This window comes from Herbaspirillum sp. VT-16-41, from assembly GCF_001994935.1.
Taxonomy (GTDB): Bacteria; Pseudomonadota; Gammaproteobacteria; order Burkholderiales; family Burkholderiaceae_D; genus Herbaspirillum; species Herbaspirillum frisingense.
Map to the genome: position 1 here is coordinate 23,074 of NZ_MUXB01000114.1, position 22,731 is coordinate 45,804.

The window sequence follows — 22,731 nt, forward strand, 5'->3', positions numbered from 1 at the left end:
GACTGTTGCAATGACTCCGTTGAAGAAGACCTTTGCCAGCGCCTTGCTGGCCGCCTCCGTTGTGGCCGCCGCTCCGGGCGTGCTGGCTGCGCCGCCCGTGGCGTCGCCAAGTGTGGCCGCGCTGCCCGATTTTGCCGACATCGTCGAGCGCACCGGCCCCGGTGTGGTCAATATCCGGACTACCGAGCGCGTACGTCAGAATGCCCAGGGGCAGGGCGGGATGGATGATCCGGAAATGCAGGAATTCTTCCGGCGTTTCTTCGGTATCCCCGTCCCACGCCAGCAGCAGCCCGGAACGCCTCGTGGCAATGGCAAACAGGGTGGGCAGGGGCAGCAGGAGGAGGTACCGCGTGGCGTTGGTTCCGGCTTCATCATCTCCGCCGACGGCTTCATCCTGACCAATGCCCATGTGGTGGAAGGTGCCAGCGAGGTCTATGTGACCTTGACCGACAAGCGTGAATTCAAGGCCAAGATCGTCGGCTCCGATACCCGCACCGATGTGGCTGTGCTCAAGATCGACGGCAGCAACCTGCCGCGCCTGAACATGGGTGACTCCGACAAGATCCGCGTCGGCGAGTGGGTGCTGGCCATCGGCTCGCCGTTCGGGCTGGAAAACACGGTCACTGCCGGCATCGTCTCGGCCAAGGCGCGTGATACCGGCGACTACCTGCCGCTGATCCAGACCGATGTTGCCGTCAATCCGGGCAACTCCGGTGGCCCACTGATCAATCTCAGGGGCGAAGTGGTCGGCATCAACTCGCAGATCTACAGCCGTTCTGGCGGCTTCATGGGGATTTCCTTCGCGGTGCCCATCGATGAGGCGCTGCGCGTGGCCGACCAGTTGAAGGCCAGCGGCCGCGTGACCCGTGGCCGTATCGGCGTGCAGATCGGCGAAGTGACCAAGGACGTGGCCGAGTCGCTGGGCCTGGCGCGCGCCCAGGGTGCCCTGGTGCAGCGTGTGGAGGCCGGCGGCCCGGCCGAGAAGGCTGGCCTGGAAGCAGGCGACATCATCCTGAAATACAACGGCGCTGCCATCGAGCGCCCCAGCGATCTGCCGCGCATGGTGGGTGCCACCAAGCCGGGGGCCAAGGCGACCGTCAACATCTGGCGCAAGGGCAGTGCGCGTGACCTGACGGTGACCGTGGTCGAGCTGGAAGCCGACAAGCCCAAGCAGGCCGAGGAAAAGAAAGCCAAGCCGGATAACACCCCCAATGCCCTGGGCCTGGTGGTGAGCGACCTGTCTGACGCCCAGAAGAAGGAATTGAAGGTCGATAACGGCGTGCTGGTGGAGGCCGTCAGCGGTGCCGCCGCAGCCGCCGGCATCCGCCCGGGCGACGTGATCCAGCGCCTGAACGAAGTCGATGTCAAGGATGCCAAGCAATTCGGGCAGTTGGTCGCCAAGCTGGATGCCAAGAAGCGCGCTGCGGTACTGGTACGCCGTGGCGACTCCTCGCAATTCGTGCCGCTGCGCCCGAACGGCGGCAACTGAGGAAGTCCGCTCCGCTAAGCAATGCCTGCGGGCATTGATCCTCAAGGCTGCGATTCCCGGGAGTCGCAGCCTTTTTCCATCCATCGCCCGGGATTGATCGCCCTTCTGTCACATGTCCCATACGTCCCCTGCATCCCCTAGTGAAGGTCAGCCAGCCCAGCCCGCAGAATTGCAGTTCATCATCTATTCGCGCAGTTATTGTCACCTGTGTGATGACTTGCGTGACGCCTTGCGCGCCGCGCTGGGTGCGCAGCCGGCGCAGATCGAAATGATCGATGTGGATGCTGATCCGGCTCTGGTGGCGCGCTATGACGAGCTGGTGCCGGTCCTGATGGGGCAGGCGAGGGATGGGCAGTGGTTGCAGTTGTGTCATTACCATCTTGATCCGCTGCGCTTGCAGGATTTTCTTGCCGCCAGGTAAAGCTGTGTGAGGGAGCCCGTCGATTCATTTCCACGCAAGTAAAAGTTGCCTGTCGGTCATGCTCGGCAGCGCCGTGTGGCGCGCTTTCCTGAGGTTTTTTCGCCTCCGCGAGCGCAGCCCGGCACCTGAAAGTCGGGCTTGTCACTCTGAAATCCGGTAAAATGCCGGGTCGAATAAGCTGTTGCAAAGGCGCTCGGCTGGGCACTGCCCGCTTCGGAGCGCCTTTTTTCATCGTTTCCAGTCTGTTAATGAACAATATCCGTAATTTCTCGATCATCGCCCACATCGATCACGGCAAGTCTACGCTCGCCGACCGCATCATCCAGTTGTGCGGGGGGCTCTCCAACCGCGAGATGGAAGCGCAGGTGCTGGATTCGATGGATATCGAGCGCGAGCGCGGCATCACCATCAAGGCCCAGACCGCAGCCCTGTCCTACAAGGCCAAGGATGGTCAGATCTACAATCTGAACCTCATCGATACCCCGGGTCACGTCGACTTCAGCTATGAAGTTTCGCGTTCGCTGTCGGCTTGCGAAGGTGCACTGCTGGTGGTTGATGCCTCGCAAGGCGTGGAAGCGCAGACCGTGGCCAATTGCTACACCGCCCTGGACCTGGGCGTGGAAGTGGTGCCCGTACTGAACAAGATCGACTTGCCGTCGGCCGACCCCGACAACGCCAAGAGCGAGATCGAGGATGTGATCGGCATCGATGCCTCTGATGCCACCCCATGCTCGGCCAAGACCGGCCTGGGCGTGGAAGAGGTGCTGGAAGCCATCGTCGCCAAGGTGCCGGCGCCCAAGGGCGACCCGGATGCGCCGCTGCAGGCGCTGATCATCGATTCCTGGTTCGACAACTATGTCGGCGTGGTCATGCTGGTGCGTATCGTCAACGGCACCCTGCGTCCCAAGGACAAGATCCTGCTGATGGCCACCGAGACCCAGTACCTGACCGAAAGCATCGGCGTGTTCACGCCCAAGTCGCAATCGCGTGATGCGCTCACGGCAGGGCAGGTAGGCTTCGTCATTGCCGGCATCAAGGAACTGAAATCGGCCCGCGTGGGCGACACCATCACCCTGGCCAGCAAGCCGGCGCCTTCGCCGCTGCCAGGCTTCAAGGAAGTGCAGCCGCAGGTGTTCGCGGGCCTCTTCCCGGTGGAGGCCAACCAGTACGACGCCCTGCGCGACTCGCTGGAAAAACTGAAGCTCAACGACGCCGCGCTGATGTACGAGCCCGAAGTCTCGCAGGCGCTGGGCTTCGGCTTCCGCTGCGGCTTCCTGGGCCTGCTGCACATGGAAATCGTGCAAGAGCGTCTGGAGCGCGAATTCGACATGGACCTGATCACCACTGCGCCCACGGTGGTCTACGAAGTCCAGCAGCGGGACGGCACCATGCTGATGGTAGACAACCCGTCGAAGATGCCGGAAGTGTCTAAGATCGAGGAAATCCGCGAACCCATCGTCACCGTCAACCTGTACATGCCGCAGGAATACGTGGGCTCCGTCATCACCCTGTGCACGCAGAAACGCGGCATCCAGATGAACATGAGCTACCACGGCAAGCAGGTGCAGCTGACCTATGAAATGCCGATGGCCGAGATCGTGCTGGACTTCTTTGATCGCCTGAAGTCGACCTCGCGCGGCTATGCCTCGATGGACTACGAGTTCAAGGAATACCGTGCCGCCGACGTGGTCAAGGTGGACATGCTGATCAACAGTGAGAAGGTCGATGCACTGGCCATCATCGTGCACCGCGCCGCCGCCCAGATCCGTGGTCGCCAGGTGGCGGCCAAGATGCGCGAACTGATTCCGCGCCAGATGTTTGACGTCGCCATCCAGGCCGCCATCGGCGCCACCATCATCTCGCGCGAGAACGTCAAGGCCATGCGCAAGAACGTGCTGGCCAAGTGCTACGGCGGCGACATCTCGCGCAAGCGCAAGCTGCTGGAAAAGCAGAAGGCCGGCAAGAAGCGCATGAAGCAGGTGGGCTCGGTCGAAATCCCGCAGGAAGCATTCCTGGCAATCTTACAAGTGGAAGATAAATAACATGCAGGCTTTGTTGGGCAACTTCGCACTCATTCTGTTCGTCCTGATGCTGGTGACCGGCGTGATCTGGTTCGCCGATACCTTCTTCCTGTCCAAGCAGCGCCGCGCCCGTGCCGATGCCGCCCTGGCCGAGTTCGATGCCCGCGTGGCGCGTGACGAGGCCCAGGGCATCAAGCGTGACGGCGCCGTGGCCACCGGCCGCGCCGACCTGCAGGCCAGCCTGATGAAGCAGCCGGCCTGGATCGAATACTCGGGCAGCTTCTTCCCGGTGATCGCCCTGGTGTTCTGCCTGCGCTCCTTCCTCTACGAGCCGTTCAAGATTCCTTCCAGCTCCATGGTGCCCACCTTGCTGGTCGGCGACCTGATCCTGGTGAACAAATTTACCTACGGCATCCGCCTGCCCATCATCAACAAGAAGATCATCGAAGTGAACCAGCCTCAGCGCGGCGACGTCATGGTCTTCAAGTATCCGAAGGACATGTCGGTGGACTACATCAAGCGCGTGGTTGGCGTTCCTGGTGATAAAATTGTCTATAAAAACAAGCGCTTAACCGTAAATGGTGAACAAATTTCTTATAAAGCGCTGCCGGATTATCTGGACGAGGAAAATCTGACGTACTATAAGCAATGGCAGGAAAACCTGACCGGCGTGGAACACAAGATCCTCACTGATGAGCGTGCTCCCAACTTCGTGCCCAACCCGGATGCCTTCCCGCATCATGAGCTGTGCACCTACAACGCTGAAGGTTTTGCCTGCACGGTGCCGCCGGGCGAGTACTTCATGATGGGCGACAACCGGGACAACAGCCTCGACAGTCGTTACTGGGGCTTCGTGCCGGACCAGAACATCGTCGGCAAGGCCTTCTTTGTCTGGATGAACCTGGGCGATATCAAGCGGATCGGCAGCTTCCACTAAGGCGCGCCACGTTCTGATCGAGCAGCTTTCGAAGGTTTCGCAGTTTTCCGTAGTTTCCATTTGGCAATTTTGCGTTGTGGAGGCAGACCCGGAGCAGTATTGAGCTTTGCTTTGCACCGATCCCGCTGACTGGTCAGGCTGGTAATCCCCGATCCTCGCGCCGCTGCGCGAACGGGGCGGCAGACTGAATGACGGATGAAAAAATGGATCCTCAACTCTTGCAACAACGGCTAGGCCACACTTTCAAGGACGCGTCGCTCCTGCAGCAGGCCTTGACCCATCGTAGCCATAGCGCCTTGCATAACGAGCGGCTGGAATTCCTCGGCGATTCGGTACTGAACTGCGTGGTGGCATCCCTGCTGTTCGAGCGCTACGACAAGATCGACGAAGGCGACCTTTCCCGTCTGCGCGCCAATCTGGTCAAGCAGCAGTCCCTTTACGAGATCGCCCAGCGGCTGGAGCTGTCGCAGTTCTTGCGCCTGGGTGAGGGCGAGCTGAAGTCGGGCGGTTTCCGCCGCCCCTCGATCCTGGCCGATACCCTGGAGGCGCTGTTCGGCGCCATCTTCCTCGATTCCGGTTTCGAGGCGGCACGCGCGGTGATCCGTGCGCTCTACGTCCCGGTGCTGGAACACGTCGATCCCCGTACGCTGGGCAAGGATGCCAAGACGCTGCTGCAGGAATTCCTGCAGGGCAAGAAAATCCCGCTGCCGCAATACAACGTGATCGCCACCCACGGTGCCGCCCACAGCCAGGAATTCGAGATCGAATGCCTGGTGCCCAAGCTGGACATCCAGGTCTTCGGCACCGGTGGCAGTCGCCGCGCCGGTGAACAGGCCGCTGCCAAGCTGGCGCTGGAGGCGGTGCAGCTGGCGCTGGCCAAGACGCCCTCGGCCGGCCGCAAGCCGCGCACCCGGACCACCCAGTTGAAGCTGGCCGGCATCGCCACCATCCAGCCCGATGCACCGGACCAGGAAAGCGGCAAGGGCAACCGTCCGGAGGGGGGGGCCTCCTCCGAGCGTGCTCCTGGCAGCAAGCCGGCCAAGTCGGCCAAGGAGCCGAAGAGCCCTGCGGCGGCCACCCGCAACGAGGGCAAGAACAACACTGGCGACCGCGCTGAAACGGTCGCGGCAGAACCCATTTCGGCGGCTTCATCCGCCACGCAATCCAGAACAGCATGACAGATTCCCCCATGGCCGGCGACGCGTCGGCGCAGACCCCGGCAGACGATTACCGTTGCGGTTACATCGCCATCGTCGGTCGTCCCAACGTCGGCAAGTCGACCCTGATGAACGTGCTGGTCGGTGCCAAGGTCAGCATCACCTCGCGCAAGGCCCAGACCACGCGTCACCGCATCACCGGCATCCAGACCATCGAGAACACCCAGTACGTCTACGTCGACACGCCCGGTTTCCAGACCCGTCACAGCAATGCGCTCAACAAGACCCTGAACCGCACCGTCACCAATACCCTGACGGCAGCCGATGTGATCCTGTTCGTCATCGAGGCGGGCACCTTCGGCCCGGCCGACAAGCAGGTGCTGGACCTGCTGCCGTCCAACGTGCCCTGCATCCTGGTGTTGAACAAGGCCGACCGCAACAAGGACAAGACCACCCTCATGCCCTTTGCTGCCGAAGTGGCCTCGCATCATGACTTCGCCGCCGTGGTGCCGGTCTCGGCCAAGCAGCGCTTCCAGCTGGATCGTCTGCAGGAGGAGGTGCGCAAGCTGCTGCCGCAGAATCCGCCGATGTTCGACGAAGACGACATCACCGACCGCAGCGAGAAATTCCTGGCCTCTGAAATCGTGCGTGAAAAGGTGTTCCGCTTTGTCGGCGAAGAACTGCCCTATACCAGCACGGTGCTGATCGAGAAGTTCGAGCAGGAAGGCAATCTACGCCGCGTCTTCGCCGCCATCCTGGTCGAACGCGACACCCACAAGGCCATGGTGATCGGTCAGAAGGGCGCGCGCCTGAAGGAAATTTCCACCCAGTCGCGGCTGGACATGGAGCGCCTCTTCGGCGGTCCGGTCTACCTGGAGATCTGGGTCAAGGTCAAATCGGGCTGGGCCGACAACGAAGCCGGTCTGCGCGCCTACGGCTACGAATGATCCCGGCTGCGGCCCGTCCTGCGGGCTGCGCGAAATTCCTGCATCATCATGGCATTACGCCGCGCCCTAACGACGTGGCTTCACGCATTCAGGACGGATATCCATGACTACCATGCTCACCGAATCCCAGCTCGACAGCCAGGCTGATCCGGCAAATGCCGCAGCGCCGGCGGTCGTGCCGCAGGCGCCTGTCAAGGCCCCGGCGCGCAAGCCGGCCGCGCCCCGTGCGCGCAGCCGCGCCGTGCCGGAGAAGGAGCACAAGGTACTGGCACAGCCGGGCTTCGTGTTGCACAGCTATCCCTACAAGGAAACCAGTCTCATCATCGACGTCTTCTCGCGTGACCATGGTCGCGTGGCGCTGGTGGCCAAGGGCGCCAAGCGCCCGCATTCCAAGTTGCGTGGTGCCTTGCAGACCTTCCAGCCGCTCTCGCTGTCGTGGAGCGGCAAGTCCGAGGTGCGTACCCTGACCGATGCCGAATGGGTCGGTGGCCTGCTGCCGCTGGAGAAGTCGGCGCTGCTGTGCGGTTTCTATCTCAACGAATTGCTGGTCAAGCTGCTGGCCCGCGAAGACGCGCACCCGGCGCTGTTCGATCACTACGTGGCCACCCTGAACAAGCTGGCCCATGGCGAGAATGCACCGATCGTGCTGCGCCAGTTCGAACGCGTCCTGCTCAGGCAGACCGGCGTGGCCGGCAACTGGAGTCATTGCGTGGTCAGCGGCAAGACGGTCCAGGCCGATGGCATCTATGTCGTCGATCCGGAGCAGGGGACGCGTCCAGAGCGCATTTCCGACCGTGCGCCCAAGGTCAGCGGCAAGACCCTGCTGGACATGGAGCGCGAGGACTACAGCGACCCTACCACCCAGCTCCAGAGCAAATTCCTGATGCGCTATCTGCTGGCGCACCATCTGGGTGGGGCGCAGTTGAATACGCGCCAGATCCTGATCGACCTCATGCAATTGTGATCCGACGGCGGCGCGCTCGCCGTCGCTCCTCCCACGCACGCTCCCAAGTCGCTACAATCATCGTCTGGCCGCATCATCCCCGATGCGCGGCCAGATGCATACAGCACATCCGAATATCACTCACACGAAGCATCCTGACGCCATGAGTTTCCTGCAGCCCGCCGGCCCGACCATCGAACTGGGCATCAACATCGACCACGTCGCCACCCTGCGCAATGCGCGCGGGACCCGCTATCCCGATCCCATCCGCGCTGCCCTGGAAGCGGAGGAAGCCGGTGCCGACGTCATCACCCTGCACCTGCGTGAAGATCGTCGCCACATCCGCGACGACGATGTGAAGGCCATCCGTCCGCTGCTGCAGACCCGCATGAACCTGGAAGCGGCAGTGACGAAGGAAATGATCGACTTCGCCTGTCTCATCAAGCCGCAGGATGTCTGCCTGGTGCCGGAAAAGCGCACCGAAGTCACCACCGAAGGCGGGCTGGACGTGACCGGCCACTTTGCCGATGTGCAGTCCGCCATCCGCCAGTTGCAGCAGGAACGGGTACGCGTCTCGCTCTTCATTGATCCTGACGTGCAACAGATCCAGGCCGCCGCCGAATCCGGCGCGCCGGTGATCGAACTGCACACCGGTCGCTACGCCGACGCCACCAGCGAGCAGGAGCAGCAGGAAGAACTGGAGCGCATCCGCATCGCCGTCCAGGCCGGCATCAGGCTCGGTCTGAAGGTCAATGCCGGGCATGGTCTGCACTACACCAATGTCCAGGCGATTGCCGCCATTCCCGAGATCGCCGAACTCAACATCGGCCATGCCGTGGTGGCGCATGCGGTCTTCGTGGGCTGGCGCAATGCCGTCTCCGAAATGAAGGCCATCATGGTCAAGGCGCGCCTGGAAGCGACCAAGTCCGGCGCCAAGGCTTGAGGCGCATCGCATGATCTACGGCATCGGTACCGACATCCTCAAGATCCCGCGCCTGGAAGCGGCGCTCAAGCGCCACGGCGATCGCTTCGCCAGCAAGATCCTGGGGCCGCAGGAAATGGAAAAATACCTGCGGCGCAAGGCCAAGGTGGAGGCCCGTGGCATCCGTTTCCTGGCCACCCGTTTCGCGGCCAAGGAAGCCTTTTCCAAGGCCATCGGCATGGGCATGCGCATGCCCATGACCTGGCGCGCCATGCAGGTTCTGAACGCCCCCAGTGGCAAGCCGGTGGTGGTCTGCAGCGGCGCCTTGCAACAATGGATGCAAGAGCAGGGCCTCAGCGCCCACGTCACCATCACCGACGAAGTGGAATACGCCGTCGCCTTTGTCATCGTGGAGAAGTCATGAACCAAGCCGTCAAGCCCCTGGGTCCGGTGATGCTGGACGTGGTCGGCACGCGGCTGGATGCCGCCGATATCGCCCGCCTGCAGCACCCGCTCACCGGCGGCGTCATCCTGTTTGCCCGCAACTACGAGGACCGTGCTCAGTTGGTCGCGCTGACCAGCGCCATCCGCCAGGCACGCCCCGGCATCCTGATCGCGGTCGACCACGAAGGCGGGCGTGTGCAGCGTTTTCGCAGCGATGGTTTCACCCGCCTGCCGGCCATGGGTCAACTGGGTCAGCTGTGGGACCGTGATGTGCTGCAGGCTACCAAGCTGGCGACTGCCACCGGTTTCGTGCTGGCCGCCGAGTTGCGCGCCTGTGGCATCGACCTGTCCTTCACGCCGGTGCTGGACCTTGACTACGGCGTCTCCACCGTGATCGGCGACCGCTCCTTCCATCGCGATCCGCGGGTGGTGACCTTGCTGGCCAAGAGCCTCAATCACGGCCTGGCGCTGGCCGGCATGGCCAATTGCGGCAAGCATTTCCCCGGGCACGGTTTCGTCACGGCCGATTCGCATGTGGCCATCCCGGTCGACGAGCGGGAACTGGATGACATTCTCGGCGAGGATGCGACGCCCTACGACTGGCTCGGCATGAGCCTGGCGGCGGTGATGCCGGCCCACGTCATCTATCCCAAGGTGGATGCCCAGCCGGCCGGTTTTTCCAAGGTATGGCTGTCGCTGCTGCGCGAGCGTTTCGGCTTCCAGGGTGTGATCTTCAGCGACGACCTCAGCATGCACGGCGCCAGTGTCGCCGGTGGCCCGCTGGAGGCAGCGCAGGCTGCGCTGGATGCGGGTTGCGACGTGGCGCTGATCTGCAATTCGCCCGACAAGGCCGATGCCATCCTGGCCGGTCTCAAGGGCGGCACCGATACCGCTTCCGCCACACGCCGTGCCAGCCTGCTGCCGCTGGGCCAGGCCCCGGGCTGGGATGCGCTGCAAGCCGATGCGCGCTATCTGGCTGCGCGCACATTGCTGCAATCGCTGTAAGCTGCTGTCATATCCATGTCCGATATTCCTGCCTCTGCGTTGCCCGATCCACGCGAGATCGTGCTTGAAACAGTCGCCCGCCTGCCGCACCTGCCGGGCGTCTATCGCTACTTCGATGCCGAAGACAATGTGCTCTACGTGGGCAAGGCACGCGACCTCAAGAAGCGGGTTTCCAGCTATTTTCAGAAGACCCTGACCAGCCCGCGCATCGCCATGATGGTCGAGCGCATCGCCCGCCTGGAAACCACGGTGACCCGTAGCGAAGCCGAAGCGCTGCTGCTGGAAAACAACCTGATCAAGACCCTGCGGCCGCGTTTCAACATCCTCTTTCGCGACGACAAGTCCTACCCCTATCTGAAGATCACCGGCCACGCCTTTCCGCGCATGGCCTATTACCGTGGTGCGGTGGACAAGCGCAGCCAGTATTTCGGGCCGTTTCCCAATGCCGGCGCGGTCAAGGAATCGATCCAGATCCTGCAGAAGGTCTTCCTGCTGCGCACCTGCGAAGACACGGTCTTCACCAATCGCACGCGTCCCTGCCTGCTGCACCAGATCCATCGCTGCAGCGGCCCCTGCGTGAAACTGGTGAGTCGTGAGGACTACGCCATCGACGTCGAGAACGCCTCGAAATTCCTGCGTGGTCGCCAAAGCGAAGTGATGGAAGCGCTGGAGCAGAAGATGCATGCCTTCGCCGCCGACCTCAAGTTCGAGCAGGCCGCTGCCGTGCGCGACCAGATCGGCTCGCTCTCCAGTGTGTTGCATCAGCAGAGCATGGAAACCGTCAGCGACGCCGACATCGACATCATTGCGGTGGTGGTGCAGGGCGGTCGCGCCTGCGTCAACCTGGCGATGGTGCGCGGCGGACGTCATCTCGGCGACCGTGCCTATTTCCCCACGCACGTCGACGATGCGATGGATACCGCCGAGGACAGCATCGAGGTCGAAGTGCTCAAGGCCTTCCTGGCCCAGCATTACATCGACAAGTTCGTCCCCGGCTCGCTGATCGTGGGGACCGAATTCGACGATCCGGCCCTGATGGTGGCGCTGATGGAGCAATGCGGCCACCGCATCACGCTGACCTTCCAGCCCCAGGGTCAGCGCCGGCAGTGGCTGGACATGGCGACCAAGGGTGCCGGCATCGCGCTGGCCCGGTTGCTCTCCGAACAGGGTTCGCAGCAGGCCCGCACGCGTGCCCTGGCCGAGGTGCTGGAGCTGGAACGCGACGACCTCGACGAGCTGCGCGCCGAATGCTTCGACATCAGCCACACCCAGGGCGAGGCCACGCAGGCATCCTGTGTGGTGTTCCATCACCATGCCATGCAGAACGGCGAATACCGCCGCTACAACATCAACGACATCACCCCGGGTGATGATTACGCCGCCATGCGCCAGGTGCTCACGCGCCGTTATGAAAAGGTCGCCAACGGCGAAGGTGTCATGCCCGACATCGTCCTGATCGACGGCGGCAAGGGGCAGGTGGAAATGGCACGCCAGGTCCTTACCGAACTGGGCCTGGACATCAGCCTCATCGTCGGCGTAGCCAAGGGGGAAGGGCGCAAGGTCGGCCTGGAAACCCTGGTCTTCGCAGATGGACGCGCGCCCAAGGAACTGGGCAAGGAGTCGGCCGCACTGATGTTGATCGCCCAGATCCGCGACGAAGCGCACCGCTTCGCCATCACCGGCATGCGGGCCAAGCGCGCCAAGGCACGCCAGACCTCGCGCCTGGAAGAGATCGAAGGCATCGGTGCCAAGCGTCGCCAGCGCCTGCTGGTGCGCTTTGGTGGCCTGCGCGGCGTGGTCGATGCCAGCGTGGATGACCTGGCTTCGGTGGAAGGTATCTCGCGCCAGCTGGCCGAGGAAATCTACCGGCAATTGCACTGATCCGTCACGCGCGCGATGCGCCGTGCGGCGCCGGCCGAATGAAAGGCGGGCGCAGCAGGGGACGACTCTGCTACTATTCGGTAAATTTTTTTTGTGTACGCCGCACCCACCCTCCAAGACGTATGCCTTTCAATATTCCGATTCTGCTGACCTGGTTGCGGGTGGCGCTCATTCCCCTGGTCGTCGGTGTCTACTATCTGCCCGAGATCGGCCTGAACCGCTATGAGCAAGGTATCGCCGCTACCGCTGTCTTCATCGTCGCCGCCGCGACCGACTGGTTCGACGGCTTCCTGGCCCGGCGCTGGAACCAGACCTCGGCCTTCGGTGCCTTCCTCGACCCGGTGGCCGACAAGCTCATGGTCACCGGTGCACTGCTGGTGCTGGTGCACCTGGATCGCGTACACCCGGTAATCGCCTTCGTCATCATCGGTCGCGAGATCGCCATCTCGGCCCTGCGCGAGTGGATGGCCCAGATCGGCGCGTCCAAGTCGGTGGCCGTCAGTTCGCTGGGCAAGATCAAGACCACCGCCCAGATGATTGCCATCCCCATGCTGCTGTACTACGACACGCTGTTCTCCATCATCGATACCCGTCTGTGGGGCAGCCTGCTGCTGCTGGTGGCGGCGGTGCTGACGGTATGGTCAATGCTGTATTACCTGCGTCGCGCCATGCCGATGATCAAGGAAGCCGACGCTGAAAACCGCAAGAAGATAATTAAATAAATAATTAAAAAACCAAGTTCAATAGTTGACAAACGCCAACGGTGACTTATAATAGCGTTCTGTTTTCGATGCGGGAGTAGCTCAGTTGGTAGAGCGATACCTTGCCAAGGTATAGGTCGAGAGTTCGAGACTCTTCTCCCGCTCCAGGTTACTTGGAAAAAAGGAAGCCTAACAAAGCTTCCTTTTTTTATTGTGATAGGTGAGCATGCATTGAAAGTTTGGCTTTGAAAAGTTGTCGAAAAAGTCAAAAAAGATGTTTGCAAACAACACGCGTTTTAGGTAGTATGCGTGTCCCCAAGGCGGGGTAGCAAAGTGGTTATGCAGCGGCCTGCAAAGCCGTCTACGCCGGTTCGATCCCGACCCCCGCCTCCAAAACGCTCCATGCGGGAGTAGCTCAGTTGGTAGAGCGATACCTTGCCAAGGTATAGGTCGAGAGTTCGAGACTCTTCTCCCGCTCCAGATTCAAGGCAGGCAGCTTCGGCTTCCTGTTGCAGTAGATGCAGGTTCCCATGCGGGAGTAGCTCAGTTGGTAGAGCGATACCTTGCCAAGGTATAGGTCGAGAGTTCGAGACTCTTCTCCCGCTCCAGTTTCAAGGCAGGCGGCTTCGGTTTCCTGTTGCAGTAGATGTAAGTTCCCATGCGGGAGTAGCTCAGTTGGTAGAGCGATACCTTGCCAAGGTATAGGTCGAGAGTTCGAGACTCTTCTCCCGCTCCAAGTTGAAAAAGGAAGCCTTCGGGCTTCCTTTTTTGCTTTCCGGCTCGCATTTCCAGCAGCCCACGGTTTTTCTTCCCTGCCGGTGCAGCGGCCTTGCTCCCTGGGCGTTGCCCATCCTTCTGCCAGGATGTCTCTCGTGACGTCGTATTTCAGCCTGATTCAAATTGCAGAAAATCAAAAAAATCGTATATCAGTGATTGCCTGATTGCCACGGCCAACTTTCCCAACTACATTGCTGGAGCAGGTCCTTACCTGTCACATCCATTCGAATCGGGGGGAAGATATGGATAGTTTCCAGAAAGAGATCGATGAGAGAACCAATCTCACCGCATCTAACAAATTCGAGCTGCTGCTATTCCGTCTGGGGGCGGATCCTTACGGCGAGCGCTCTGAGCTGTTCGGCATCAATGTCTTCAAGATCCGTGAAATCGTGCCCATGCCGCCCGTCACCAAGGCGGCCGGAACGCAATCGCCGATGCTGGGCATGGTCAACATCCGGGGGCAGATCATTTCGGTCATCGATTTGCCGGCCGTGGTCGGCTGTGTGCCCAAGACCGGCCTGAACATCCTGCTGGTCACCGAATATGCCCGCAGCACCCAGGCCTTTGCGGTGGAGTCGGTGGACGAGATCGTGCGCCTGGAATGGAGCCAGGTGCTGTCGGCCGAATCCAGCAGCGGTGGCGCCTTCGTCACCAGCATCGCGCGCCTGGACAACGACAAGGACACCAGCCGCCTGGCCCAGGTGCTGGACGTCGAGCAGATCCTGCACGAGATCATGCCCAGCGACCGTCACCTGAAGATGGAAAGCCTGGAGAAGAGCACCGGTCATGGCATCCGCCCGGGGACCGTGGCCATTGCCGCGGACGATTCCAAGGTGGCACGCTCGCTCATCGAGCAGGGCTTGCGGGCCATGGAGATTCCCTTCGAGATGCACGTCACCGGCAAGGAAGCCTGGGAGAAGATCCAGAAACTGGCCAAGGAAGCACGCGCCGAGGGCAAGCCGATCTCCGACAAGATTTCCTTCGTCCTGACCGATCTGGAAATGCCCGAAATGGATGGCTTCACGCTGACCCGCAATATCAAGCGTGAAGATTTCCTCAAGAGCATTCCCGTCATCATCCACTCCTCATTGTCCGGTTCGGCCAACGAGGATCACGTGCGCAGTGTGGGGGGCGACGCCTATGTCGCCAAGTTCGAAGCCAACGAGCTGGCCTCGACCATCTACGGCGTGCTGGACAAGGCGGCCGTGAAGGCCTGATCGCTGCCATCACCACGGGCCGGCCAACAGCCGCCAAGGGCAGGGAGTCGCAGGGCGCCCTGCCTTTTTTGCGTCCGCACCGCGCTTCGTCGTCGCCTTCGGTCGCGGCGATCTCTTATACTGTCGCTCCCTTGATCCTGCCGCGCCATGCGGCGCCCAGCACGACGCCATGCAGATTCCCACCCTCGTTTCCACCCACGATGCCGCGCTGGCCGCGCGCCTGGACGCACGCATCAACGACAAGACCAAGCCACAGGGCAGCCTCGGCGCGCTGGAGCGCCTGGCGCGCCAGATCGGACTGATCCAGGCGACCGATCGGCCCACCCTGCGGCGGCCGGCCATCGTCGTCTGTGCCGGTGACCACGGGGTGACGGCAGAGGGCGTCTCCGCCTATCCCCAAAGCGTGACCTGGCAGATGGTCGAGAATTTCCTGGCCGGCGGCGCCGCGATCAATGTCTTTGCGCGACAGAACGAATGCGCGCTGACCATCGTCGACGTCGGCGTCAATCATGATTTCGGTGTTCGTACCGGCCTGCTGGACCGCAAGATTGCCCACGGCACCGCCAACTTCTGTCATGGCCCGGCGATGACGGCAGTGCAATGCGAGGCCGCCATCCAGGCGGGGCTGCAGTGGGCCGCGTCGGTGGATGCGGACGTGCTCGGTTTTGGCGAGATGGGGATCGGCAACACGACTGCGGCGGCCGCCTTGATGGCCGCGCTGACCAGCATGGCCGTGGAGGATTGTATCGGCGCCGGCACCGGGCTGGACCAGCAGGGCATGGCGCGCAAGGCCGATGCCATCACGCGTGCGCTGCGCCTGCACGCGCAGGCGAGTACGCCGCTGGCGCCGCTGGAACAACTGGCGGCGCTGGGTGGCCTGGAGATTGCCTTCATGGTCGGCGCCATGCTGGGCGCCGCCAAGCGGCGCCTGGTCCTGCTGATCGACGGTTTCATCGTCACGTCGGCGCTGCTGGTGGCGGCGGCCTTGCAGCCGGCGGTGCTGGACTACTGCGTGTTTTCCCACTGCTCCGACGAGGCCGGCCACGCTCGCATGCTGCAGTATCTGCAGGCCCGACCGCTGATGCAGCTGGATCTGCGCCTGGGCGAGGGCACCGGCGCTGCGCTGGCCTTGCCCCTGCTGCGGGCGGCCGTCAATTTCCTGGAACAGATGGCGACCTTCTCCTCGGCCAGCGTCAGCGTCAAACATGGCTGATCCGCGCCAGGACCCCGGGGACTCCAGGGACTCCACATCCGGCACGGGCCTGCTGTATCAGCTGCGGCTATTCTTCATCGCCCTGCAGTTCTTCACGCGCCTGCCGATTCCGCGCTGGGTTGGCTTCCGGCCGGAATGGCTGCAGCGTTGCACGCGCTATTTTCCCCTGGTGGGCTGGATCGTGGCCTGGGTCTGCGCCCTGGTGTATATGCTGGCAGTGCAGGTCTGGCCACATCTGCTGGCGGTGCTGTTGTCGACGGCGGTGGGTATCTGGCTCACCGGGGCGTTTCACGAGGATGGTTTTGCCGACGTCTGCGATGGCCTGGGTGGTGCAGTGGGGCGCGAGCGTGCGCTGGAGATCATGCGCGATTCGCGTCTGGGCAGCTATGGCGTGATCGGGATTGTCCTGCTACTGGCCCTCAAGGTGGCTGCGCTCAACGCATTCCTGCCCCTGCAGGTGCTGGCCGTACTGGGCATGGCCCATCCGGTGTCGCGCTGGCTGGCCACCTGCCTGATCTGGCGTATGGACTACGTGCGCGAGCAAGGCAAAGCCAAGCCGCTGGCCCAGCACATGCGTGGCGGTGAATTCCTGCTCGCTTCGCTGTGCGCGGCGCTACCGGTGATCGGCGTGTGGGCGCTCGGCCTCATGTCGTGGCAACGTATCGTGGTGGGCGTGCTGCTCGCCGCGCTCGCTGCCGTTTGGCTGGCGCGACGCTTCCAGCAGCGGCTGGGGGGCTACACCGGCGATTGCCTGGGGGCGGTCCAGCAAATGAGCGAGACCGCGTTCTATCTGGGCGCACTGGCCACGCTGCCTGGCTGGTGGACTGCCTGACCATGCAGCTCTACCTGATCCGCCATCCGCAGCCGGTATTGGACCAGCACACCTGCTATGGCCGCAGCGATATCGCGGTCGCACCCGAGGTGCAGCAGCAGTGCCTGGAACAACTGCTCACGCAACTGCCGCGCGATGTGCCGGTGTTCAGCAGTCCTCTGCGTCGCTGCGCCGGGCTGGCGCAACAGCTGGCGGTGCGGCTGGAGCAGGCAGGCGCGGTGCTGGAACGTGATCTGCAGGAAATGGATTTCGGCAGTTGGGAATTGCGCCGCTGGGACGATATCCCCTGGGCCGAGGTCGAGGCCTGGAACCAGGATCTGCTGCACCATGCACCCGGTGGCGGCGAGACACTGCCGGCGATGGCCCGGCGCATCTGGCAGGCCCTTGAGCGCCTGCGCGCACGCACTATACCGGCTGCCATCGTGGTCTGCCATGCGGGATCGATCCGCATGCTGCACGCCTGCGCCCAGTGGCGCGCAGAGCAGGGTGACATGCTGGCCCCGCAGCAGCAGGCATACGAAGATATTGCCCTGCGCGCCATGGCGCAGCGACGCCAGATCGGGTTTGGGGAAGTGATCCGCCTGAGCTTGCCCGCCATGTCCACACCAGCGGCGTGACGTGCATCATGCCGGCCAATCGGCCTGCACCCGTCAGGACGTGCCGGTGCTGTTGCGTGACTCCACCGCGAACTTGATCAGCTCGGCCTGCCCATCGATGTTGAGCTTGCGCTTGATGTTGAGTCGATGCGTTTCCACCGTGCGCACGCTCAGGTCCAGCTCGCGGGCAATCTGCTTGTTCGATTCGCCGTTGGCGATGTGCTGCAGCACCTCCCGTTCGCGCTGCGTGAGCAGGTCGCGCGGCGGCAGCGGTTGGGTCAGCTGGCGTGCCAGTGCCGCGCTGTAGTAGATGCCGCCCGAACGCACGGTCTCGATGGCCTGCACGATATCCTGGCTGGGCGCATCCTTGAGCACATAGCCACGGGCACCGGCCTGGATCGATTGCATCACGTATTCAGCCTTGTCATGCATGCTCAGGATGAGCACCGCGATCTCCGGATGCAGGGCGTGGAAGCGGCCGGTCAGCTCGATCCCGTTGATGCCGCGCATGTTGATGTCCATCAGCGTCAGGTCGATCTGCTGCGCGCTGGCGGCGGCCAGCGCTTCCTCGGCGTTGCCGGCTTCGGCCACCACCAGCAGGCCGGGTACCATTTCCAGGCGTGCCCGCAAGCCGTCCCGCACCAGCGGATGGTCGTCGATGAGCATGATGCGGGTCAGTGCCGGTGCGATGGGAATGAATTCAGCCATGGGAGGAGAGGAACAGGGAAGAACGGGGAATGATGGCGCTGATGCTGGTGCCGGCGGCCGACGAATCGATCGCCAGTTCGCCGCCCACCGATTCCATGCGCTCGCGCATGTTGCGCAGACCGATGCCGTGGCGCGAGTGATCATCCACCTGGCCCAGGTCGAAGCCGCAGCCATTGTCCTGGACTTGCAGCATGATCAGGTTGTGGCCGCCGTAGAGGCGCATCCTGATCTGGCTGGCGTGCGCATGGCGGGCGATGTTGGTCAGCGCCTCCTGGGCCACCCGGAAGAGCACCGTATTGACCACGTCGGACAAGGGCGCGCCATCGCCGATGTTGCCTTCGCTGACGAAGGTGATGCGGCTTTCCGTGCGCTCGCCACCGGCATCATTGCCGCGACCGTCGCCGACAGCATCGCGCCATTCACCGCAGAGATGTTCCAGTGCCGCCGCCAGGCCGAGGTCATCCAGGATGGCCGGGCGCAGGTCGTGTGAGATACGCCGTACTTCGGCCAGCACCCCATTGATCTGGGTCGCGGTCTTCTCGAAGCCCAGCCGCGCCTGGGCGGCCTGCTCGGGGGTGCCGCGCAGGCGTTCCAAGGCTGCCTCGATCTGCAGCTTGATCGATACCAGCCATTGGCTGATGCCGTCATGCAGATCGCGTGAGAGGCGGGCGCGTTCTTCTTCCTGCGAGCGCACCACGCGCTGCGCCAGCTGGCGCAGCTTGGCGTCGGCCACGCGGTGTTCGCTCAGGTTCAGCAGGACGCCGGCCAGGCCCACCACCAGCGCGCTGGAAAGTGCAATGGCGGCGATCAGCAGCATGGTCCGGCTCAGATAGCCGGAGTTCTGGTGATCCACCTTGGCCAGCGCCTTTTCCACGTCGTCGAGATAGATGCCGGTGCCGATCACCCAGCCCCAGCGGGGCAGGCCGATCACATAGCCCAGCTTGGGCGCCACCGCCTTGCTGGACGGCTTGCGCCACAGGTAATGTTCGAAGCCGCCGCCCTGATGGGCCAGCGTGATCAGGTGCTGGATGGTGGGGCTGCCGGACTCATCGCGCCAGTCCCACATGTCCAGTCCCACCAGCTCCGGCTGGCGCGGGTGGACGATGTTGCGGCCATGGTCGTCATAGACAAAGAAATAGCCATCGTCGCCGAACTCCATGTCGGCCAGGATGCGACGCGCCTCTTCCTTGATGGCGTCGTCGCTGCGCCCGGTGTCGTAGAGATGGGCCAGCGCGTGTCGGGCCAGGTCCACGTAATGCCGCAATTCGGTGTTCTTGCTGGCCAGATAGGCCGCTTCGATGGTGGCGCGCTGCTGGCGGGCCAGCTCCACCGCCTGGTAGCGCACCACCAGCGCAATGGCGGCAAAGGCCAGTCCCAGGGGAACAATGGCAAGGAAAATGATCTTCTGGCGCAGCTTCATGCCCGCGATTCTACCCAAGGGCTGCCGACGCCGCCGAAAATCTGCATTGCTCCGGCATCACGATATTGCCGCAGGTCAAGATGTCGGCTGCAGTGGCGTGAGAAAGCGGTCCCACCGGAGTAATATTCATGTTGCATCTTTGATAGATGCAGGTTTTATCAGGGATTCCCCCATACGGCCCGGCTTGATTTTGATTTATCATTCTTAAATGTCTGACAACTTGTCAGTAGGTGTCAGCATTTATCCAGTTTTTCTGCATTTTCGTTCAGCTGTTTGTTTTCAGCTTGTATTCAGCTTTCTGATAGTCAAAGTGATTCAAGATGGTTAATGACGCAACAGGCAAGACCCTCCTCATCGTCGACGACAGCAAGGTATCGCGCATGGTGATCAAGGCCCATGTGCTGGCGGTGCACCCGGATTGGCAGGTGGTGGAAGCGGCCAGCGGGGAAGAGGCGATTCGCGTGGTGCAGCAGAATGTGCCGCATTACTGCACGATGGACATCAACATGCCTGGCATGCTCGGCACCGACGCCGCCGAGCAGATCCTGCAGCAGCAACCGAGCGTGCGCGTGGCGATCTTCTCGGCCAATATCCAGGAGGCCGCGCAGACGCGGGCCCAGCAACTGGGCGCCGTGTTCGTCGCCAAGCCGGTCACGGAAAAGTCGATTGCCCAGGCCTTGCTGCATTTCCGGGGACCGGTGTGAGCATCCTGTCGGAAATCGAACGCGATGCCCTGACCGAGATCTTCAACGTCGGTGCCGGTCGCGCGGCGCAGAGCCTGTCGGAAATCGTCGGCGATGAAGTGCGCCTGACCGTGCCTTCGGTGGAGGTCTTGCGCACCGACGCCATCAACGAGCAACTGCTACCGCGTATCCAGGGCCGCTTTGCCACGGTGAGCCAGAATTTCTATGGCCCCTTCGATGCCGAGGCGGTCCTGCTCTTCACCGAAGACCGGGCGCTGTCCATCGTGCGTGACATGATGGGGTCGCAGATGAGCCTGGACCAGTTGGCCGAGTTCGAGCGCGAAGCCATGTGCGAACTGGGCAACATCATCCTCAATGCCTGTCTGTCGGCCATGGCGGACATGCTGGAGATCACGCTCAACAGCTCCCTGCCGCAGTACGTGGTGTCCTCCCCGGAGGAGATTTCCTCGCGCCTGTCGGAGGTGCAGTCCGACGAGCGCTATGTGCTGGTCCTGCACATAGACCTGGTTATCGAGAAACACCAGACCGACGGTCATCTCATCTTCCTGCTCAGTTCCACCTCCTTGCACGCACTGGTCGAGCATGTCCAGGCCTATCTGAGGAAGATCGAGTTGACATGAGCAGTTTCGTTGCCGGGCGCTTCCGCTTGGAGGACGTCTACGACCAGCTCAATTGCGGCCTGGTCATGCTGGACAGGGATTTGAACATCCTGCTCTGGAACGCCTGGATGGCGCGCCACAGCCGTGTGCCTGCCAGCGCTGCCATCAATGCCGACTTTGCTGCGCTGTTTGCGGGACAGGTCACGCCGGCCCTGCTGCGCGCGCTGGACAACACCCTTAGCTACGGCCTGCCATCGCTGCTCTCCAGCGCCTTGCACCGTTCGCCCTTGCCGCTCTACCCGCACCATCCGGGCGGGCAGGGGGAGGGCGCCCAGAGGATGGCGCAGTCGGTGGTGCTCACGCCCATCGATAATCCGGATGGCCAGCGGCTGTGCCTGATGCAGGTCACCGACGCCAGCAATTCGGTCAAGCGCGAGAAGATGCTGCTGTCCCATTCGGAAGTGCTCAAGCGCCAGGTCGGTACCGACGGCCTGACCGGCATCCCCAATCGCCGCTACTTTGACGAGAACTACGCCCGTGCCTTGCAGCGGGTGCAGGAAGAGGGTGGAATGCTCTCCCTCTTCATGATCGACGTCGATTATTTCAAGCAGTACAACGACCTCTATGGTCACGGTGGCGGCGATCGCGTGCTCAAGCGCGTGGCGGAGACCCTGCGCGCGCACCTGCAGCGCCCGGATGACGTGCTGGCGCGCTATGGTGGCGAGGAATTCATCCTCCTGGTCCGCAATCTGCAGCCGCTGCAGGCTGCCGAGCTTGGGGAGGCATTGCGCCAGGCGGTCTATCAACTGGCCGAGCCTCATGACAAGTCACTGGTCGAACGGCGCCTGACCATCAGCGTCGGTGTCTGCACCCGTGAACTGCAGGACGATACCGATGGTCGTCAGCTGCTGGAAGCGGCCGATGCCGCGCTCTACCGCGCCAAACTCGGTGGCCGCAACAAGGTGGTCTCCATCACCTAGGCCAATTTCTTCACCTTTGTGTAAAACAAGGGCAATTTATTGGAAACCCTTGCTCAGCAAGCATGTCAGAAGCTGGCAGGGTGCTTATCAACAGGCTTGTTCACAGCTTTTGTGGATAACTTTCCTGCCAGCTTGATTCTGGGGAGAATGCTCGGCAGATGGTCGACAGCGGGCTGGCGGGGATATTGCGTATAATGCCGAGCCGTCATTGCTGACGAAATGCTGACGGATATTTCCTTTTTGACGCCTGTGGGTTGGGCCTGCTCTTGCTCCGTTTTTCCACCTGACAAGGATTTGATGCGCCGATTGCTGCTCCTGTTGTTGACTCTGCTGATCCCGCTGCAATTGCTGGCAGCCACGGGAGAGTCACAGCTTCGCGAGCAGTTGCGCACCGAATTGCACAACGCATCGCACTCCGCTGCTGGTGCGGCTTCTTGCCTGCAGGCCGGACCCGACCTGCGTGGCCGGCACGCATTGACGGCGCTGGCGGGTGTAACTGATTTGGCTGATGTGGCTGGCGTGGCCGGCGCGACCGCCAGCGAGCCCGGTGCGCCCGTGGACGATGATGATGACCGGCCCTCGCTACAGGGTGAGCTGGAAGACCCCACCTTGCCGGCGCGCATCGCCACCCCGGAGCTGCTCTGGTACCCGTTTCCCCACGCCTTTTCGGCAATCCCTGCCTGGTCGTCCTACCTGCGCGACCAGTTGCGGCCGCCACCATTGGTGGCCTGAGCGCGCCTGATCTGCTCGCGGCCTTGCCGCCTCCCCAGTGATGGCCCCGCCACTGGCGGTGCGCTCCCTCTTTGATTTCCCGTGT

Annotated in this window: 22 protein-coding genes and 5 tRNA genes; 25 read left to right on the forward strand and 2 right to left on the reverse strand. The window is 62.5% G+C overall.

The genetic code is table 11. From position 1 onward, the window contains the following. The first annotated feature begins 10 nt into the window (after nucleotides 1-10). The 21 genes from BTM36_RS15345 to BTM36_RS15445 all read left to right on the forward strand — a co-directional run bounded on the left by BTM36_RS15345 (nucleotide 11) and on the right by BTM36_RS15445 (nucleotide 17,524). Complete coding sequence (locus BTM36_RS15345; RefSeq protein WP_077236981.1) at nucleotides 11-1,489, forward strand: DegQ family serine endoprotease; 1,479 nt, start codon at nucleotides 11-13, stop codon at nucleotides 1,487-1,489. A 112-nt stretch (nucleotides 1,490-1,601) separates the two neighbouring features. Then, nucleotides 1,602-1,910: a glutaredoxin family protein gene (locus BTM36_RS15350; RefSeq protein WP_077236982.1), complete on the forward strand. Its 309-nt coding sequence runs from the start codon at nucleotides 1,602-1,604 to the stop codon at nucleotides 1,908-1,910. 248 nt (nucleotides 1,911-2,158) lie between these two features. Continuing rightward, entirely contained in the window at nucleotides 2,159-3,952 is a 1,794-nt protein-coding gene (gene lepA, locus BTM36_RS15355; RefSeq protein ID WP_077236983.1) for a translation elongation factor 4, read from the forward strand. 1 nt (nucleotide 3,953) lies between these two features. Beyond that, entirely contained in the window at nucleotides 3,954-4,868 is a 915-nt protein-coding gene (gene lepB / locus BTM36_RS15360; RefSeq protein WP_006463496.1) for a signal peptidase I, read from the forward strand. A gap of 203 nt (nucleotides 4,869-5,071) precedes the next feature. Continuing rightward, a complete protein-coding gene (rnc, locus tag BTM36_RS15365) occupies nucleotides 5,072-6,046 on the forward strand; it encodes a ribonuclease III (RefSeq protein WP_077236984.1) in 975 nt (324 codons plus the stop codon). Next, nucleotides 6,043-6,972 (forward strand): GTPase Era, encoded by a 930-nt coding sequence (gene era, locus BTM36_RS15370; RefSeq protein ID WP_039875381.1) that lies wholly within the window; start codon nucleotides 6,043-6,045, stop codon nucleotides 6,970-6,972. Before rnc ends, era begins: the two co-directional genes overlap by 4 nt. A gap of 103 nt (nucleotides 6,973-7,075) precedes the next feature. Next, nucleotides 7,076-7,936, forward strand: coding sequence for a DNA repair protein RecO (recO, locus tag BTM36_RS15375; RefSeq protein WP_006463493.1), 861 nt, complete (start codon nucleotides 7,076-7,078; stop codon nucleotides 7,934-7,936). Nucleotides 7,937-8,078: 142 nt separating this feature from the next. Next, nucleotides 8,079-8,858, forward strand: coding sequence for a pyridoxine 5'-phosphate synthase (pdxJ, locus tag BTM36_RS15380; protein ID WP_077236985.1), 780 nt, complete (start codon nucleotides 8,079-8,081; stop codon nucleotides 8,856-8,858). Between the two features lie 10 nt (nucleotides 8,859-8,868). Continuing rightward, on the forward strand, nucleotides 8,869-9,261 hold the full coding sequence (acpS, locus tag BTM36_RS15385) for a holo-ACP synthase (protein ID WP_077236986.1): 393 nt from the start codon (nucleotides 8,869-8,871) through the stop codon (nucleotides 9,259-9,261). Next, nucleotides 9,258-10,286 carry a beta-N-acetylhexosaminidase gene (gene nagZ / locus BTM36_RS15390; protein ID WP_077236987.1) on the forward strand — a complete coding sequence of 343 codons (1,029 nt, stop codon included), beginning with the start codon at nucleotides 9,258-9,260 and terminating at the stop codon, nucleotides 10,284-10,286. Before acpS ends, nagZ begins: the two co-directional genes overlap by 4 nt. Before the next feature lie 15 nt (nucleotides 10,287-10,301). Next, on the forward strand, nucleotides 10,302-12,167 hold the full coding sequence (uvrC, locus tag BTM36_RS15395) for an excinuclease ABC subunit UvrC (protein ID WP_077236988.1): 1,866 nt from the start codon (nucleotides 10,302-10,304) through the stop codon (nucleotides 12,165-12,167). Nucleotides 12,168-12,289: 122 nt separating this feature from the next. Then, nucleotides 12,290-12,889 carry a CDP-diacylglycerol--glycerol-3-phosphate 3-phosphatidyltransferase gene (pgsA, locus tag BTM36_RS15400; RefSeq protein ID WP_006463484.1) on the forward strand — a complete coding sequence of 200 codons (600 nt, stop codon included), beginning with the start codon at nucleotides 12,290-12,292 and terminating at the stop codon, nucleotides 12,887-12,889. Between the two features lie 70 nt (nucleotides 12,890-12,959). Further along, a tRNA-Gly gene (locus BTM36_RS15405) sits at nucleotides 12,960-13,035 on the forward strand. 152 nt (nucleotides 13,036-13,187) lie between these two features. Continuing rightward, nucleotides 13,188-13,261, forward strand: a tRNA-Cys gene (locus BTM36_RS15410). Between the two features lie 11 nt (nucleotides 13,262-13,272). Further along, nucleotides 13,273-13,348, forward strand: a tRNA-Gly gene (locus BTM36_RS15415). A gap of 52 nt (nucleotides 13,349-13,400) precedes the next feature. Then, a tRNA-Gly gene (locus tag BTM36_RS15420) sits at nucleotides 13,401-13,476 on the forward strand. A 52-nt stretch (nucleotides 13,477-13,528) separates the two neighbouring features. Then, nucleotides 13,529-13,604, forward strand: a tRNA-Gly gene (locus BTM36_RS15425). Nucleotides 13,605-13,887: 283 nt separating this feature from the next. After that, nucleotides 13,888-14,862, forward strand: a complete 975-nt coding sequence (locus tag BTM36_RS15430; RefSeq protein ID WP_077236989.1) for a chemotaxis protein — start codon at nucleotides 13,888-13,890, stop codon at nucleotides 14,860-14,862. 169 nt (nucleotides 14,863-15,031) lie between these two features. Then, entirely contained in the window at nucleotides 15,032-16,075 is a 1,044-nt protein-coding gene (gene cobT, locus BTM36_RS15435) for a nicotinate-nucleotide--dimethylbenzimidazole phosphoribosyltransferase (RefSeq protein WP_077236990.1), read from the forward strand. Further along, the gene (locus BTM36_RS15440) at nucleotides 16,068-16,907 is read left to right on the forward strand and encodes an adenosylcobinamide-GDP ribazoletransferase (RefSeq protein WP_077236991.1); all 840 of its coding nucleotides are present in this window, start codon (nucleotides 16,068-16,070) and stop codon (nucleotides 16,905-16,907) included. The genes cobT and BTM36_RS15440 overlap by 8 nt, the downstream gene beginning before the upstream one ends. A gap of 2 nt (nucleotides 16,908-16,909) precedes the next feature. Next, nucleotides 16,910-17,524: a histidine phosphatase family protein gene (locus tag BTM36_RS15445; RefSeq protein ID WP_077236992.1), complete on the forward strand. Its 615-nt coding sequence runs from the start codon at nucleotides 16,910-16,912 to the stop codon at nucleotides 17,522-17,524. Between the two features lie 33 nt (nucleotides 17,525-17,557). Here the strand turns inward: BTM36_RS15445 and BTM36_RS15450 are convergent, their stop codons facing one another. Both BTM36_RS15450 and BTM36_RS15455 read right to left on the reverse strand, forming a co-directional pair. Beyond that, nucleotides 17,558-18,211, reverse strand: a complete 654-nt coding sequence (locus tag BTM36_RS15450) for a response regulator transcription factor (RefSeq protein WP_077236993.1) — start codon at nucleotides 18,209-18,211, stop codon at nucleotides 17,558-17,560. Continuing rightward, nucleotides 18,204-19,631, reverse strand: coding sequence for a cache domain-containing protein (locus BTM36_RS15455; RefSeq protein ID WP_077236994.1), 1,428 nt, complete (start codon nucleotides 19,629-19,631; stop codon nucleotides 18,204-18,206). The genes BTM36_RS15450 and BTM36_RS15455 overlap by 8 nt, the downstream gene beginning before the upstream one ends. Nucleotides 19,632-19,951: 320 nt before the next feature. Between BTM36_RS15455 and BTM36_RS15460 the strand changes: the two genes are divergently transcribed. The 4 genes from BTM36_RS15460 to BTM36_RS15475 all read left to right on the forward strand — a co-directional run bounded on the left by BTM36_RS15460 (nucleotide 19,952) and on the right by BTM36_RS15475 (nucleotide 22,646). Further along, nucleotides 19,952-20,335, forward strand: a complete 384-nt coding sequence (locus tag BTM36_RS15460) for a response regulator transcription factor (RefSeq protein ID WP_077236995.1) — start codon at nucleotides 19,952-19,954, stop codon at nucleotides 20,333-20,335. Then, complete coding sequence (locus BTM36_RS15465; protein WP_077236996.1) at nucleotides 20,332-20,955, forward strand: chemotaxis protein CheC; 624 nt, start codon at nucleotides 20,332-20,334, stop codon at nucleotides 20,953-20,955. Before BTM36_RS15460 ends, BTM36_RS15465 begins: the two co-directional genes overlap by 4 nt. Next, nucleotides 20,952-21,914, forward strand: coding sequence for a GGDEF domain-containing protein (locus BTM36_RS15470; protein ID WP_077236997.1), 963 nt, complete (start codon nucleotides 20,952-20,954; stop codon nucleotides 21,912-21,914). Before BTM36_RS15465 ends, BTM36_RS15470 begins: the two co-directional genes overlap by 4 nt. Before the next feature lie 297 nt (nucleotides 21,915-22,211). Further along, nucleotides 22,212-22,646 (forward strand): hypothetical protein, encoded by a 435-nt coding sequence (locus tag BTM36_RS15475; protein ID WP_077236998.1) that lies wholly within the window; start codon nucleotides 22,212-22,214, stop codon nucleotides 22,644-22,646. The last annotated feature ends 85 nt before the right edge of the window (nucleotides 22,647-22,731 follow it).

Bases quoted from the DNA above. Each gene is read 5' to 3' on its own strand.
- BTM36_RS15345 (WP_077236981.1), top strand. From the start codon at position 11: ATGACTCCGTTGAAGAAGACCTTTGCCAGCGCCTTGCTGGCCGCCTCC.
- BTM36_RS15350 (WP_077236982.1), top strand. From the start codon at position 1,602: ATGTCCCATACGTCCCCTGCATCCCCTAGTGAAGGTCAGCCAGCCCAG.
- lepA (WP_077236983.1), top strand. From the start codon at position 2,159: ATGAACAATATCCGTAATTTCTCGATCATCGCCCACATCGATCACGGC.
- lepB (WP_006463496.1), top strand. From the start codon at position 3,954: ATGCAGGCTTTGTTGGGCAACTTCGCACTCATTCTGTTCGTCCTGATG.
- rnc (WP_077236984.1), top strand. From the start codon at position 5,072: ATGGATCCTCAACTCTTGCAACAACGGCTAGGCCACACTTTCAAGGAC.
- era (WP_039875381.1), top strand. From the start codon at position 6,043: ATGACAGATTCCCCCATGGCCGGCGACGCGTCGGCGCAGACCCCGGCA.
- recO (WP_006463493.1), top strand. From the start codon at position 7,076: ATGACTACCATGCTCACCGAATCCCAGCTCGACAGCCAGGCTGATCCG.
- pdxJ (WP_077236985.1), top strand. From the start codon at position 8,079: ATGAGTTTCCTGCAGCCCGCCGGCCCGACCATCGAACTGGGCATCAAC.
- acpS (WP_077236986.1), top strand. From the start codon at position 8,869: ATGATCTACGGCATCGGTACCGACATCCTCAAGATCCCGCGCCTGGAA.
- nagZ (WP_077236987.1), top strand. From the start codon at position 9,258: ATGAACCAAGCCGTCAAGCCCCTGGGTCCGGTGATGCTGGACGTGGTC.
- uvrC (WP_077236988.1), top strand. From the start codon at position 10,302: ATGTCCGATATTCCTGCCTCTGCGTTGCCCGATCCACGCGAGATCGTG.
- pgsA (WP_006463484.1), top strand. From the start codon at position 12,290: ATGCCTTTCAATATTCCGATTCTGCTGACCTGGTTGCGGGTGGCGCTC.
- BTM36_RS15430 (WP_077236989.1), top strand. From the start codon at position 13,888: ATGGATAGTTTCCAGAAAGAGATCGATGAGAGAACCAATCTCACCGCA.
- cobT (WP_077236990.1), top strand. From the start codon at position 15,032: ATGCAGATTCCCACCCTCGTTTCCACCCACGATGCCGCGCTGGCCGCG.
- BTM36_RS15440 (WP_077236991.1), top strand. From the start codon at position 16,068: ATGGCTGATCCGCGCCAGGACCCCGGGGACTCCAGGGACTCCACATCC.
- BTM36_RS15445 (WP_077236992.1), top strand. From the start codon at position 16,910: ATGCAGCTCTACCTGATCCGCCATCCGCAGCCGGTATTGGACCAGCAC.
- BTM36_RS15450 (WP_077236993.1), bottom strand. From the start codon at position 18,211: ATGGCTGAATTCATTCCCATCGCACCGGCACTGACCCGCATCATGCTC.
- BTM36_RS15455 (WP_077236994.1), bottom strand. From the start codon at position 19,631: ATGAAGCTGCGCCAGAAGATCATTTTCCTTGCCATTGTTCCCCTGGGA.
- BTM36_RS15460 (WP_077236995.1), top strand. From the start codon at position 19,952: ATGGTTAATGACGCAACAGGCAAGACCCTCCTCATCGTCGACGACAGC.
- BTM36_RS15470 (WP_077236997.1), top strand. From the start codon at position 20,952: ATGAGCAGTTTCGTTGCCGGGCGCTTCCGCTTGGAGGACGTCTACGAC.
- BTM36_RS15475 (WP_077236998.1), top strand. From the start codon at position 22,212: ATGCGCCGATTGCTGCTCCTGTTGTTGACTCTGCTGATCCCGCTGCAA.